The sequence below is a fragment of the Galbibacter orientalis DSM 19592 genome, from assembly GCF_000260115.1.
Taxonomy (GTDB): domain Bacteria; phylum Bacteroidota; class Bacteroidia; order Flavobacteriales; family Flavobacteriaceae; genus Galbibacter; species Galbibacter orientalis.
On sequence record NZ_JH651380.1, the window covers coordinates 502,645 to 515,329 of the forward strand.

Consider the following 12,685-nt stretch of genomic DNA (forward strand, 5'->3'; position numbering starts at 1 on the left):
GAATTCCTTAACCTTGAGAGCCAAACTAGGCAATGGAAAAAATACATAGCGGCTCAAAAACTGAAAGCAAAACAAAGCAATCAATTGGAACTGTTTTAAGGATACCTACGTTTTGGAAATTCTATTAGGATTAGGGGTGGAGGAATAATCAGTTAGGAGATTATAAAACATCCCTTCGTAAAACTGAACTTTTTCGTTAAGAATTTTAAGAAATAGTAACTGATGTACATCTTAAGATCTGTAAGAAAAAATCATTTTTCTATTTATATTGCATCCTGAATTTAAAAAAAGTACCATGAAAGATTTAATTTCAAAGATCGAAGCCGAATTCGAATCATTTCAAAAAGATGCAAACTCGCAACTAGAAAGTGGAAATAAAGCAGCTGGAACCAGAGCGCGTAAAGCCTCATTAGAGCTTACGAAGCTTTTTAAAGAGTTTAGAAAAGTATCCGTTGAAGAAGGAAAAAAATAGGTAAACAAAAAAGGCAGACTAATTGGTGTTAGTCTGCCTTATCATGATCGCTATTATAGTAATAGCAAAAGAGAGCGTTTATGTATTTATAGTTAAGAATTATCTACTATTGCTGCATCAGGTGCATTTGATTTAACAGAAGCGATTCCAGTTTCCATGGCCGAAGTACTCGAATACATCTCACTAGTGCCAATTACTTGACCATTACTCGATTTTAAATTAAAAAACGGACTTCCATCTTTGGCGGTATTCCGTTCAAACATTGCATCATCTTGAGCATTTTTCTTTACAGAGTCGATACCATTCTCACAAGCTGATTTAGTAGTGTACCCTTGACTACTTAAGATGACTTGTCCATTCGTAGCTTTTAGATTAAACCGATATTTATCAGATGTATCGGTGTTTATTTCAAATTTTCCCATGGTTTGTTAATTTTAGTTTGAATATAAAACTTTTAGAGAAAGTTTCAAAATATCCTATACGTTATTGAAAAAATTAAGAGTATAAATCAGTCTATTTAAGATAGATTTTTTTTAAATCCACCGCGCTCCTCATTTTCATTTTCTAAAAAGGCCTTTTTGGTAAATCCTTCTTTTGGATTTACTCGGCAAAGTCCTGAAAATAAAAATTGAGCCTTCCCCACATTTTAAGGGTTTTATAATAAAAGAAGCCGTTACCTGTTTTTCGGGATAACGAAAAACAGCGGTAGTGGGTCTAAGGATTGCTAACCCGAAATCATTTTTTTAGGCGTTTAACTTCCCGTACACGCCTGCAAAAATGTATCGGCTAAGCATTCCTAAACCCCTATAGAACCTGTCAAGACTATAACAAGTTTTGCTTAGAAATAAGGTTTCTACTTCCTTGTAAATCCTAGGATTTACTGGCGTCAGCAGACACTCCTGATTTCTGCTCAAAAGTCTTGACAGAACCTACTGCTTTTATAAGTGCTATGCACGCAAGAAGGCAAACAAACACCCCTTAAAATGTTAGCTTATTAATAGGATGAATCTTTTAAATGAAATGTTGAACACTATTTTTTAGTCTAGTGAAAAATTCAAGAAACTTCATTTATAAAGTACTTCACTCAAAAGCTTGCAGACAAAGGGCATTTAGGAACCTTTTAAATTTTTTAATTATGAGTACTTTAAAAAATCAAGTGCAACTTATCGGAAACGTAGGGCAAGAACCACAAGTAACCGTTTTAGACAATGGCAAAAAAGTAGCTAGAATTTCCCTAGCAACCAATGAGAACTTTAAAAACTCCAAAGGTGAGAAACAAACCAATACCGATTGGCATCAATTGGTAGCCTGGGGGAAAGTAGCTTCCCTAATCGAAGACTATGTATTTACGGGGAAAGAGATTGCCGTACAGGGAAAACTATCCTCACGTTCCTATGAAGACAAAGAAGGTGTAAAACGCTATGTAACCGAGGTTATCGTCTCAGAGATTTTATTTCTTGGTGGAAACCAAGCAAGTTAAAAAATAAAACAGCAGGTCCCCCGACCTGCTGTATTTAACTATTTCGGATCAATTTAAAATTGAATAGTTATGTTAAACAAAGTTAATGAAATTCAACTCTCGTATAAAGAAAGTTTTTTGACCAGTTGTGAAACAACTATTTCCAGTAGTAGCAAAGCTGCTGCTATTCTTTTACAATCCTTTGATATGAATACCATCGCTTTACAAGAGACTTTTAAAGTCTTATTGTTAAATAATAGCAATAAGGTAAAAGGAATCTATACGCTTTCCATAGGCGGTATCACGGGCACTTTAGTGGATATCAGAATCTTATATGCTGTTATTCTAAAAAGCCTATCTACAGCTGTAATTTTATGTCATAACCATCCCAGTGGCACGCTAAAAGCCAGTGAACAGGATAAAGAAATTACACAAAAAATCAAAAAAGCAGGTTTGTATCTTGATGTGAAAGTATTAGACCATATTATTTTAAGCCCCTGTGGGAAGTACTTCAGTTTTGCGGATAATGGTTTGTTGTAAAATAAAGATGATGGAAAAAAATAATAAAGAATTTGAAATTTGGCTGGAAGCATGTCAAGACCAAGGAAATTATCCAGATGATTTTGATCCCAACTTATATGATTTGTAAGGGCTAAATTTTAAGATTATGGTTTATTTGAATTACAATAACCTCGATAACGAAACTCAAAATCGGTTGCTTTCCATGTCCAAAAAAGATGTGGAAAGTCGATTTGGGAAACAATTAAAGCACTACGCTAGGGAACACTATGTAAATTATGAATCCCTATTGGAAGAAGAAGCGATACGAAATCTATACAATTATACGTATGTTTTCAGTATCTAAATAGCAAATAACACCAATCAAGCCCATCAATTATGATGGGCATTTTTTATGCGTAATCCCTTGAAATGAGTATCTTTAAAACATGAGGTAACAGCCTTTTTGGTCATCAAAATAGGTTCGTTTTGACAGCTTTCCAAACGGACGATTTGACTTTCCTTATATGACCATTTTAACACCATTGAAATAAGGCACCCACCATGGTGGGATGTATGAATTTTGTCCCTGCGGGACAAAAAGGAGTAGCAAGAGGGTAACCCGCTGACGCGTGGTTACTGATTTGAATTGTTAGTATTTGATAGGGATTGCCTAGAATTCATATCAAAATACATGTCAATAGGGGGAGACTAAAGTTCGTTTTTTACTAAAAAAACCGCTTAGCCCAGTAAAACCTATACAAATTTTACTAAAAAATGGATAAAGGATACGAAAAAGAACCCTTTGTGACGGTTAAAATAAAGGAATCCGTGATGAAGAAGTTTAGGAGCTATTGCAAACAATTGGGGTGTTCTCAATCCATGACTTTATTAGTGATGCTGGAATTTTTTGAAACGAGTGGGATCTCTCCAAAAGAACGCATGGATTCTAAAATGCAGACCTTAGAAAGCTTAGTGAAAAAAAGAATCAATCATGTGATTGCGGTGATTAAAGAACAAGAAAAGACGCAGACAAAACCTACTTTGTCAATGTTAAAAGCCCTTTTTGAAGGCGCAGCCCTCAAGGATACACCCAAGTTTGTGGAAAAGAAGCCCAAGAAAAAGCCTCCCAAGTTTGTAGAGAAGAAAAGTGGAAATTCTTGCCAAACTGACCCATGTAATCCTGCGAAAGTGACCCACTGAATCCTATTTAAAGTGACCCGGGTATTCCTGTCTAAATTGACCCACCTCTAGAAAGAGCATGTATTAAATAACTTGTATGGTTATAATCAAGAAAAATAACCATGGCAAACATACATTTAGACATGCGAAAAATCAAACAACTATATCGTTTACATACTCAAGGAGTTAGTAAGCGGAGCATCAGTAAACAACTTGGTATATCCAGGAATACTGTTCGCAAATACATCGAATTATTACTAAAGAGCAAGCTTACAAGTGAAGAGGTTGATAAGCTTGGTTTTGAAGATTTACGTATATTATTGCATATTGATGAGACCCACATAACGACTCGTCATGAGTATGTTTTTAAGTTATACCCAGAGGTAAGCAAACGCCTTAAAAGGTTGGAGTTACTCGTTACATGATCTGGGAGGACTATTATCAAAATAAAAAGGTATTTATCTCTTATTCTAGATTTTGTCATTTGTATAGAGTTTGGTCTCGTACTCAAAATCCAGTCATGCGATTTAACCATAAGGCTGGGGATAAAATGTTTGTGGACTTCACAGGAAAGAAATTAGCTATCATAGATCCCGCTACTGGTTTACTAAAAGAAATGGAAGTATTTATTGCTGTACTAGGAGCAAGCGGCTATACCTATGTAGAAGCTTGTCGTTCACAAAACGAGAGGATTTTATTGGGTGCATAGTAGGTGCATTACATTTTTTCGGAGGCGTTCCTAGAGCAATAGTAACTGATAACTTAAAGTCAGCTGTTACAAAAAGTAGCAAGTATGAGCCTATCCTTAATGAGAGTTTATTGGCTATGGCAACTCATTATGATACCACGATACTTCCAACAAGAACCTATCGTCCAAGAGATAAGGCACTAGTAGAAAATGCTGTAAAGATTATCTACACAAGAGTTTTTGCTCCATTAAATGGGAATGATTATTATACCTTAAGTGCTTTAAATGAAGCTGTATTAGAACTCACGGGGAAGCATAATAAAATTAACTTTCAAGCAAGGGACTGTTCTAGGTTAGATTTATTTACATCTTTGGAGCAAGAAGAATTATTGCCATTGCCTACAGATAAATATCAACTACGTGCCTACCTAATGGGAACAGTATATAAGACCTCTCATATCCACATTAATAAAGATAAGCATTATTACAGCGTTCCTTATCGTTATATAGGAAAGAAGGTTCGCATCATTTATACAAAAGACACCGTTGAAATTTACTATAAGCAAAAACGGATTGCTGTTCATAAAAGAGGCTTAAAACGTCATGGTTACACTACCGATAGCGAGCATATGCCTTCAACACATCGTTATGTAGCTGATTGGAATCCTGACACCTTTTTAAATTGGGCTGAAGGTATTGGAGGCCATTGTAAAACTTTCATCACTTTATTATTAGGAAAAAGACAACATCCTGAACAATCCTATAAATCTTGTGCTGGTGTATTAGGGCTAGCTAAAAAAGTTGGGAATGAACGTCTTGATAATGCTTGTAAACGAGCTTTAGATTATGAACGCATCAATTATCAAAGTGTTAAAAGTATTCTTGAAAAAGGATTGGATTTTATACAGGAAGATACCAATACAGAATCTACAATCCCTAAGCATGGAAACATCAGAGGGGGCGATTATTATAAATAATTAAATCATTATAAATTACTAGTGATGCGTTAAGTTTTTAAAACTTAACATAATCATCTGTTTATTAATATATTATATTCGTTCTTTGATTTTTTGATTTGAATTTACCTGTAGCTTTGTCACTTTAAAAATGTGGCTATGAATTCAGGAAAGTATGTTTTCTCTCAACTTCTTCAGTTTATTGACAGATACGAGTTCGATAAATGTGTAGAAAAATACAATGGAGACTTCCGAACAAGAGAATTTAACTGTTGGAACCTGTTTGTTCAACTGTTTTTTGGGCAGTTAACTTCACGCAACTCGCTTCGGGACATTTGCGTATGTTTGAAAGCACACCAGAATAAGTTGTATCACCTAGGGATTCGCAAGTATGTAAATCAATCTACTTTATCTAGGGCAAATGAAGTCCGTGACTATCGTATTTTCTCCGATTTTGGAAATTATCTGATCGGTAAGATCAGACCTCTGTACAGTAACGAACGTATTGCGGGAGTAGACATTGCAGGTGAAGTATTTGCCTTGGATTCCACCACCATTTCGCTCAGCCTCAAATTGTTCAATTGGGCACCCGGTAAATACTCCCGGGGAGCGGTCAAAGTACATACTTTGTTGGATCTAAGAGGTAGTATTCCCGCATTTATTCTAGTTACTGATGGTAAATATCACGACAGCAACGTGCTGGATAACCTGATCACGACACCCGATTCGATCTATATCATGGACAGGGCCTATATTGACTTTGCTGCATTACAAGGCATAAACACTCGTGGCGCATATTTTATCACCAGAGCCAAATCCACAATGGATTTCTCCATTATTGAAAGTAATTTCAACATCGATCCTTCGACAGGGCTATTGGCGGATGACACTATTGTACTAAACGGATACAAGTCTAAAAAACTTTATCCTGAACCGCTAAGACTGGTACGATATTATGACCAAGAAAAAGAGGTCGAACTGCTCTTCCTAGCCAATAATTTTGATGTGTCAGCACTTGAAATTGCACGACTTTATCGCCATAGATGGCAGATAGAGGTGTTTTTTAAGTGGATAAAACAGAATCTAGTCATTAAGTCACTTTGGGGACACTCGGAAAATGCAGTTAATATCCACATCTGGACAGCGATCTGCACCTACCTGATTATAGCTCTGGTCAAACTTACTCTGAAAAGCTCATTATCTATTTACGAAATCATACAAATACTAGGGGTGTCAGCTTTCGATAAAACACCGTTGAAAGAGCTAATAGTTCAAGATCAAAAAAATCAAAACGTCAAAGAACAAAATTTGTGGAATTTATTTGATGCAAAAACTTAACGCATCAGTACTAATTATAAATTATGAATGACCAAACATTACAACAAATGAAACAACTAAGGCTATATGGCATGCATAGAGCCTTTACGACAACACTAGAAGCAAATCATCTAGCATATACTAATGATGAGCTAGTAGCGTATTTATTACAATCTGAATGGGATGATAAACACAATAGAAAAATAGAACGATTAACCAAAGCAGCCAAGTTTAGATATAAAGCTTCTGTAGAAGAGATATCTTTTGAATCCAGCCGAATGATTGACAAAAACCTATTAATTAGGTTCACATCGTGCGAGTTTATTAAAAACAAGGAAAACATACTCATTACAGGAAGCACAGGTGTTGGTAAAAGCTTTATTGCCTCAGCTATTGGATACCAAGCTTGTTCTCTAGGGTATAAAGTCAAATATTACAATATCAATAAGCTTTTTGCTAAACTCAAACTAGCTAAAGCAGACGGTTCATACATGAAAGAAATCGATAGAATAGAAAAACAGGATTTGCTCATTCTTGATGATTTTGGACTTCAAGAACTTGATACTAATAAAAGACAAGCTTTTATGGAAATCATCGAAGATAGACATGGAAAACGTGCTACTATCATAGCCTCACAACTACCAATTATGGGATGGCATCAAATTATCGGAGAACAAACTATTGCTGATGCTATTTTAGATCGACTGGTACATGCAGCACATAGAGTGGAACTTAAAGGTGAATCCATGAGAAAAAAAAGAAAAAACAATGATAAATTTTATATTTTTATAAGCACAAAACTGCTCTTTTTAGAACCTGTTTTACTATGCTCAATTTAAACAGGAATGGGTGGGTCAACTTTACAGGAATTTACATAAGTGACACCGAATTTTGAAAAAAGGTACAAAATAGACATCGAATTACAAAATCCAAAAAACGCCAAATAGCGCTAAAATAAAGGGGTTTCACTTCATTCGGTGTCACTTATTTTGTGGATTGGACAGACACCGAATTGCCCCACTTTTTATTGCTATTAATTGAATTTAAATGAAATGGTATAAAATGAAAAATCCCGTAAACACTGATGGTTTACGGGATTTTGTTGGAGCTTATTACGCTCTCAGCGGAGAAAGAGGATCTATACTTTTTTTCAATTTTTGAGTGTTTATAACGTCTTGAAGAGGGTTGAAAATTGACTGACACCTAATTGGATAAACTTTAACATTTTTAACATTCTACAGTTATATTTTGCTCATAAATAAACTATTATGTTCTAAGATTGGAATATTATTAGCGAACAAAGGTTGTAAAACAGCCATTATTGAACCACATAGCATAAAACCAATACCTATTTGGTTACTGTTAAATCCTAATTCATCTTTCCCATATATTGAAAAGACAGTTTCAAACAGCGTTACTACAAATTGGATGACAAACGACAGACCCAGTAATACGACAAAATATTTGGTAAATGTGAATCGCAAGCTCGCTTTTTGTGTTGTGAACGTATGTACGCGAGTGGTGTTTTTTAACCATTTTGCTACTACAAATAAGACTATAAGTCCTAGAAGAGCGGCAAACAAAAAGGGTACTGAAAATCGGTCTAAATGCAGCAGACCTATCGTATATTTTAAATGAAGGTCAGTTTGAGACAGAAAGCCACCAATGACAGGACCAAAAATAACACCAGAGCTAATGGCAACACCCGACCAACCCATTATTTTTGTTCTTCGTTTTTCAGAAGTAATGTCGCTCAAATATGCGTTGCTAACTGGAATAACTGATGACGTGAAAATACCACCAAAGATGCGAGCAACATATAGCATCGTCAATGATGTAGCAAGACCGGTAAGTAATTGCATAATTACAAAGCCGATTAGCCCAACAATGATAATGGGTTTACGGCCGTATTTATCGGATAGCCTGCCCCAGAGTACAACGAAAAGAAGCTGGAAGAGCGGATAAATACTGGTCAAAAAACCAATATGAAAGTTAATCGAATCAGTATCTAGGTTATCTCCTAAAGCTAATCTTTCGGTATAGTAGGGAAGGGTTGGCAATAAAATACCATAGCCCAACATCACTACAAATAAACTCAACAGGATTAAAAATATCCTGTTGAGTTTTTCTTTTTTGTCCATTTATTTTTTACCGATTTTTCGCTTTAATAATTGCGCATTGATAGCCACTATAATCGTACTTAAACTCATAAATACAGCTCCAACGGCTGGGCCCAAAACAAAACCGGTAGAATAAAGCACTCCAGCAGCTAACGGAATGGCTATAACGTTGTATCCCGTTGCCCAAACAAGGTTCTGGATCATTTTATTGTATGTAGCCTTACCGAACAAAATCAAGTTAGCAATATCTTGTGGGTTGCTGTTTACCAAAATAATATCCGCGGTTTCAGCGGCTACGTCTGTGCCAGAACCTACTGCAATACCTACATTGGCTTGAGCCAGAGCCGGTGCATCGTTCACTCCGTCTCCTGTCATTGCCACAAACTCTCCCTTACTTTCCAATTCTTTTACTATTTCCACTTTTTGATGTGGCAAAACTTCGGCGTAGTATCCATCCAAGCCGAGTTTATCGCTAACAGCTTTGGCAGTTCTTTCATTATCACCGGTAGCCATTAAAACTTTTATATTATTCTTTTTGAAAATTTTGATGGCATCGGCAGATTCCGGTCTAATTTCGTCCGCCAATGCTATGTATCCTGCCAGTTTTCCATCAATCAAGACAAAAACAACAGTTTCTGCGGCATCGCTATAGGCATCCTCTGGAATAGTTATTTTTTCATCCCTTAAATATCCGGGACTTACAACTTTTATTTCTTTCCCTTCTACGTTCGCCTCGACTCCTTTACCGGTAATTGCGTTAAAGTTTTCAGGGTTCGGAATAATAACTTCATCTTCTTTTACTTTTTTAATTATTCCAACCGCAATAGGGTGTTCAGAACTCTGTTCCAATGCACTTGAAAGCCTCAAAATTTCTTTAGGTGGATATTTCTGATTGACCGACTCAACCCTTGTTACACCAAAATCACCTTTGGTCAATGTTCCAGTCTTGTCGAATAATAATGCCGTTATTTTTCGGGATTCTTCAAAAGCTGTTCTATTTCTAATCAATAATCCATTCTGTGCAGAAACCGCAGTAGAAATAGCGACCACTAATGGAATGGCAAGACCTAAAGCGTGCGGACACGCAATAATCATTACCGTTACCATACGCTCCAAAGCATACACAAAAGGGAAGCCTAAAATTAGCCAAACCGCCAATGTGCCAAATCCAATACCTAATGCGATATAGGTAAGCCATTTTGCAGCTCTATCCGAGAGGTTTTGCATTTTTGATTTGGACTTTTGTGCTTCTTCAACCATTGTGATCACCTTGTTGAGATAACTGTCCTTTCCTGTATGCTCAACCTTTACCTTTATGCTGCCATTACCGTTTACCGAACCTCCAATAACCTTATCATCTATTTCTTTCTTAACTGGTTTGGACTCCCCAGTAAGCATAGATTCATTCAGGTAGCTGGTGCCTTCTGTTATAATACCATCAGCAGGCACCTTTTCACCTGGTTTTACTAATATGACATCATCTTTTAACAAATCTTCCAACGGAATATCTTCTATGGTATCACCCTTTACCCTATGGGCTTCTGCGGGCATCATACTTACCAAAAGCTGTAAGGCCTTTGATGCTCCCAAGACGCTTTTCATCTCTATCCAATGTCCTACCAACATAATAGCGATAAGGGTAGCCAGTTCCCAGAAAAAATCAACTCCTTCTAAGCCGAACACGGTTGCCGAACTATAAACGTAAGCCACGGTAATGGCCATAGAAATAAGGGTCATCATCCCTGGTGCACCTTTTTTAACTTCGGACCAAAATCCGGTAATAAATGGCCAGCCGCCATAGAAATACACTACAGAAGAAAGGCCAAATAATATATATTGGTTTCCGGGAAGCAGGAACTCATACCCAATAAACCCTTGGATCATCGGGGAGATGATGAGGATGGGAATGGTCAAGATTAAGGTTACCCAAAACCGTTTCCTGAAATCGGCAATCATCATTTTATGATGGTCGTGGCCCATTTGACCGTGACCCGGATTGTGACCCGAATGGTCCCCACCTTTGTGGTTCATTTTAGAATGGTCTTCTTTTTTGTGTTTCATCTTCGAATGGTCCATTTTAGAATGGTCCATTTTAGAATGGTCCATTTCATCGTGATTGTGGTGTTCGTGATTTTCCATTATTGTCTTGTTTAAGTGTTATCGTAATTTTTTTCTCATAGCTTCCGAAATGTTTTCGGCATAGACGCCATAGGCATCTACCAAAAGTCCTTTAATCCCATTTTTTGATGAAATAGCATAAAGCACACTATTATCGTCGGTACTGCTCATACCCTCAAAACGATGCATCTCGTCAACATTAAAATCTTCTGGGTGTATTTCAATTTTTAGTGAGGCACACTCCAAACATTCTGGTTTTAGGTTAAAATCATATGTATAGCCATTTCCCTGTAAATCGTTTATGGCTTCAGAAAGTGTATCGTAATTTTTCATCTGTCTTTATTTATAGTTTATTGTAAAATAGCTGTTATCTGCTTCTGAAAATTTCTGAAAAGTCAATAATCCTTTTTCATTTAATTTTTCAATAACAGTATAATTGAATTGCTTGATGCGAATACCCCAGGCATAGGCCTTAATATTTATTTTTGATTTAATAGTGTTTTTGCCAGCTTCTAATTTTCGATCGTAAATTTTTATGATGCTTTTTGAACCGAAAAAATTCAACAAGCCCGAGTCAAAACTCATTTCCAATTCAATATTTTTCAGATTATCCAAATTGTATAGTTCTTTAAATTTCTTTGAAGTGGTGTTGATTTCTGTTTTCTTTGATTTTGGATTGGAAAACGGGAAAGCCATTACCACTACACTTGCTTCATCAGGCTTGCAACGATAGGTTGTGGTGTATTTATCGGTCAATTTTTTGTCTTTATCAAACAATTCCGTAACTACCTCAATTTCATAGTATCCATTTTTCTTTATTGTTTCACTGGCTTTGAAAGTTTGTTTATTTAAAAAAGAACCATTTTCATCAAAGTTTTCCCGAATAACAACTCTGCCTGAAATCTGCCCAATGAGCATTTCAGTTTGTCCAGTCATTGTGATGCTGAATAAAGTGATTAGTACTATAAAGCCTTGTTTTCTCATATATGGTGCATTAATTTTTTTACCTCTTTTGCCATAATATCACTTAAATCTATTCCATTTGAAGAGTGTGGGATGGTATTACAAGTCACTATTTTTTCTACTCCGGAATCCAATAAATCTTGATAGGCGTTTCCTGAAAAAACGGCGTGAATGCCTACACAAATAGGTGGTTTCATTCCTGCTTTTTTAAGATGTTGTACGGTTTCAATCATTGTTCGGGCTGTGGAAATAATATCATCTACCAAAATGGGTGTAGCATCTTTATATATATCCACATCGGGAACAGAGACTTCTACATCACGGTCACCGTGACGCACCTTTTGTAATACCGTAAATGGTGCTCCTGCATTTTTGGCGACTTCTGATACCCATTGTTCACTTTCAGAATCAGGTCCGATAAGTACCGGGTTTTCGATATTTTCTTTAATCCATTCTGAAATTGCGTCGGCAGCGTGAATCACTTTATTTGGAATTTGATACACTTCTCCCAACGAACTAATTCTGTGCAAGTGAGGGTCAACTGTGGTAATGCTATCGGCGAAACCAGAAATCAATTTTCCGAAGAAACCGGAAGTCACTCCTTCTCCTTCATTAAATACTTTGTCCTGCCGCATATACGCCAAATAGGGTGCTACCAAACAGGTACACATAGCTCCTAATGATTTGGCTGTGTGGCTTAAAAAATATAGTGACAACAGTTTTTCGTCCGGTTCGTGCAAGGTGCATACCAGTACCACACATTTATCTTTAACATCAGACAATATGCGCGTGTATGATTCCCCGTCAGGGAATTTCCTTAATGTGGCTTGACCCACTTCAGCATCCATTTTTGTAGCCATTAGTTCTGTGAGTTCTTCATTTCCGGGAAGACTGAATAATATTGTTTTCATA

Annotated in this window: 16 protein-coding genes; 10 read left to right on the forward strand and 6 right to left on the reverse strand. The window is 36.4% G+C overall.

Annotated features, from left to right (window positions below; all coding sequences use genetic code 11):
* The first annotated feature begins 295 nt into the window (after positions 1–295).
* Complete coding sequence (locus tag JOOMADRAFT_RS19280; protein ID WP_008615214.1) at positions 296–472, forward strand: histone H1; 177 nt, start codon at positions 296–298, stop codon at positions 470–472.
* A 92-nt stretch (positions 473–564) separates the two neighbouring features.
* Here the strand turns inward: JOOMADRAFT_RS19280 and JOOMADRAFT_RS19285 are convergent, their stop codons facing one another.
* Positions 565–894: a YegP family protein gene (locus JOOMADRAFT_RS19285; RefSeq protein WP_008610594.1), complete on the reverse strand. Its 330-nt coding sequence runs from the start codon at positions 892–894 to the stop codon at positions 565–567.
* Between the two features lie 713 nt (positions 895–1,607).
* Between JOOMADRAFT_RS19285 and JOOMADRAFT_RS19290 the strand changes: the two genes are divergently transcribed.
* The 9 genes from JOOMADRAFT_RS19290 (at position 1,608) to istB (ending at position 7,411) form a co-directional block, all read left to right on the forward strand.
* Positions 1,608–1,952, forward strand: coding sequence for a single-stranded DNA-binding protein (locus JOOMADRAFT_RS19290; RefSeq protein ID WP_008610593.1), 345 nt, complete (start codon positions 1,608–1,610; stop codon positions 1,950–1,952).
* A 69-nt stretch (positions 1,953–2,021) separates the two neighbouring features.
* Positions 2,022–2,471, forward strand: coding sequence for a JAB domain-containing protein (locus tag JOOMADRAFT_RS19295; RefSeq protein WP_008616387.1), 450 nt, complete (start codon positions 2,022–2,024; stop codon positions 2,469–2,471).
* Between the two features lie 127 nt (positions 2,472–2,598).
* Positions 2,599–2,796 carry a hypothetical protein gene (locus tag JOOMADRAFT_RS20045; protein ID WP_008615211.1) on the forward strand — a complete coding sequence of 66 codons (198 nt, stop codon included), beginning with the start codon at positions 2,599–2,601 and terminating at the stop codon, positions 2,794–2,796.
* 410 nt (positions 2,797–3,206) lie between these two features.
* Complete coding sequence (locus tag JOOMADRAFT_RS19300) at positions 3,207–3,632, forward strand: BfmA/BtgA family mobilization protein (protein ID WP_008616389.1); 426 nt, start codon at positions 3,207–3,209, stop codon at positions 3,630–3,632.
* A 101-nt stretch (positions 3,633–3,733) separates the two neighbouring features.
* Positions 3,734–4,036 (forward strand): HTH domain-containing protein, encoded by a 303-nt coding sequence (locus JOOMADRAFT_RS20595; RefSeq protein WP_245547722.1) that lies wholly within the window; start codon positions 3,734–3,736, stop codon positions 4,034–4,036.
* A 95-nt stretch (positions 4,037–4,131) separates the two neighbouring features.
* The gene (locus tag JOOMADRAFT_RS20600) at positions 4,132–4,320 is read left to right on the forward strand and encodes a hypothetical protein (RefSeq protein WP_245547723.1); all 189 of its coding nucleotides are present in this window, start codon (positions 4,132–4,134) and stop codon (positions 4,318–4,320) included.
* A complete protein-coding gene (locus JOOMADRAFT_RS20605) occupies positions 4,281–5,276 on the forward strand; it encodes a Mu transposase domain-containing protein (RefSeq protein ID WP_245547724.1) in 996 nt (331 codons plus the stop codon). The genes JOOMADRAFT_RS20600 and JOOMADRAFT_RS20605 overlap by 40 nt, the downstream gene beginning before the upstream one ends.
* 138 nt (positions 5,277–5,414) lie before the next feature.
* On the forward strand, positions 5,415–6,593 hold the full coding sequence (locus JOOMADRAFT_RS19310; protein WP_008611204.1) for an IS4 family transposase: 1,179 nt from the start codon (positions 5,415–5,417) through the stop codon (positions 6,591–6,593).
* 23 nt (positions 6,594–6,616) lie between these two features.
* Complete coding sequence (istB, locus tag JOOMADRAFT_RS19315; protein WP_008616390.1) at positions 6,617–7,411, forward strand: IS21-like element helper ATPase IstB; 795 nt, start codon at positions 6,617–6,619, stop codon at positions 7,409–7,411.
* A gap of 402 nt (positions 7,412–7,813) precedes the next feature.
* Here istB and JOOMADRAFT_RS19320 read toward each other — a convergent pair whose 3' ends face one another.
* From JOOMADRAFT_RS19320 to JOOMADRAFT_RS19340, 5 genes are read right to left on the reverse strand one after another with little or no spacing between them, the layout of a single operon-like run.
* On the reverse strand, positions 7,814–8,713 hold the full coding sequence (locus tag JOOMADRAFT_RS19320) for an MFS transporter (protein ID WP_008616391.1): 900 nt from the start codon (positions 8,711–8,713) through the stop codon (positions 7,814–7,816).
* Positions 8,714–10,831: a copper-translocating P-type ATPase gene (locus tag JOOMADRAFT_RS19325; RefSeq protein WP_008616392.1), complete on the reverse strand. Its 2,118-nt coding sequence runs from the start codon at positions 10,829–10,831 to the stop codon at positions 8,714–8,716.
* 18 nt (positions 10,832–10,849) lie between these two features.
* On the reverse strand, positions 10,850–11,143 hold the full coding sequence (locus JOOMADRAFT_RS19330) for a hypothetical protein (RefSeq protein ID WP_008616393.1): 294 nt from the start codon (positions 11,141–11,143) through the stop codon (positions 10,850–10,852).
* Between the two features lie 6 nt (positions 11,144–11,149).
* A complete protein-coding gene (locus JOOMADRAFT_RS19335; protein ID WP_008616394.1) occupies positions 11,150–11,794 on the reverse strand; it encodes a hypothetical protein in 645 nt (214 codons plus the stop codon).
* A complete protein-coding gene (locus JOOMADRAFT_RS19340) occupies positions 11,791–12,684 on the reverse strand; it encodes a ribose-phosphate pyrophosphokinase (protein WP_008616396.1) in 894 nt (297 codons plus the stop codon). Before JOOMADRAFT_RS19340 ends, JOOMADRAFT_RS19335 begins: the two co-directional genes overlap by 4 nt.
* Position 12,685 lies beyond the last annotated feature (1 nt).

Coding starts and splice junctions, on each gene's coding strand:
- JOOMADRAFT_RS19280 (WP_008615214.1), top strand. CDS start 296: ATGAAAGATTTAATTTCAAAGATCGAAGCCGAATTCGAATCATTTCAA.
- JOOMADRAFT_RS19285 (WP_008610594.1), bottom strand. CDS start 894: ATGGGAAAATTTGAAATAAACACCGATACATCTGATAAATATCGGTTT.
- JOOMADRAFT_RS19290 (WP_008610593.1), top strand. CDS start 1,608: ATGAGTACTTTAAAAAATCAAGTGCAACTTATCGGAAACGTAGGGCAA.
- JOOMADRAFT_RS19295 (WP_008616387.1), top strand. CDS start 2,022: ATGTTAAACAAAGTTAATGAAATTCAACTCTCGTATAAAGAAAGTTTT.
- JOOMADRAFT_RS20045 (WP_008615211.1), top strand. CDS start 2,599: ATGGTTTATTTGAATTACAATAACCTCGATAACGAAACTCAAAATCGG.
- JOOMADRAFT_RS19300 (WP_008616389.1), top strand. CDS start 3,207: ATGGATAAAGGATACGAAAAAGAACCCTTTGTGACGGTTAAAATAAAG.
- JOOMADRAFT_RS20595 (WP_245547722.1), top strand. CDS start 3,734: ATGGCAAACATACATTTAGACATGCGAAAAATCAAACAACTATATCGT.
- JOOMADRAFT_RS20600 (WP_245547723.1), top strand. CDS start 4,132: ATGCGATTTAACCATAAGGCTGGGGATAAAATGTTTGTGGACTTCACA.
- JOOMADRAFT_RS19310 (WP_008611204.1), top strand. CDS start 5,415: ATGAATTCAGGAAAGTATGTTTTCTCTCAACTTCTTCAGTTTATTGAC.
- istB (WP_008616390.1), top strand. CDS start 6,617: ATGAATGACCAAACATTACAACAAATGAAACAACTAAGGCTATATGGC.
- JOOMADRAFT_RS19320 (WP_008616391.1), bottom strand. CDS start 8,713: ATGGACAAAAAAGAAAAACTCAACAGGATATTTTTAATCCTGTTGAGT.
- JOOMADRAFT_RS19325 (WP_008616392.1), bottom strand. CDS start 10,831: ATGGAAAATCACGAACACCACAATCACGATGAAATGGACCATTCTAAA.
- JOOMADRAFT_RS19330 (WP_008616393.1), bottom strand. CDS start 11,143: ATGAAAAATTACGATACACTTTCTGAAGCCATAAACGATTTACAGGGA.
- JOOMADRAFT_RS19335 (WP_008616394.1), bottom strand. CDS start 11,794: ATGAGAAAACAAGGCTTTATAGTACTAATCACTTTATTCAGCATCACA.
- JOOMADRAFT_RS19340 (WP_008616396.1), bottom strand. CDS start 12,684: ATGAAAACAATATTATTCAGTCTTCCCGGAAATGAAGAACTCACAGAA.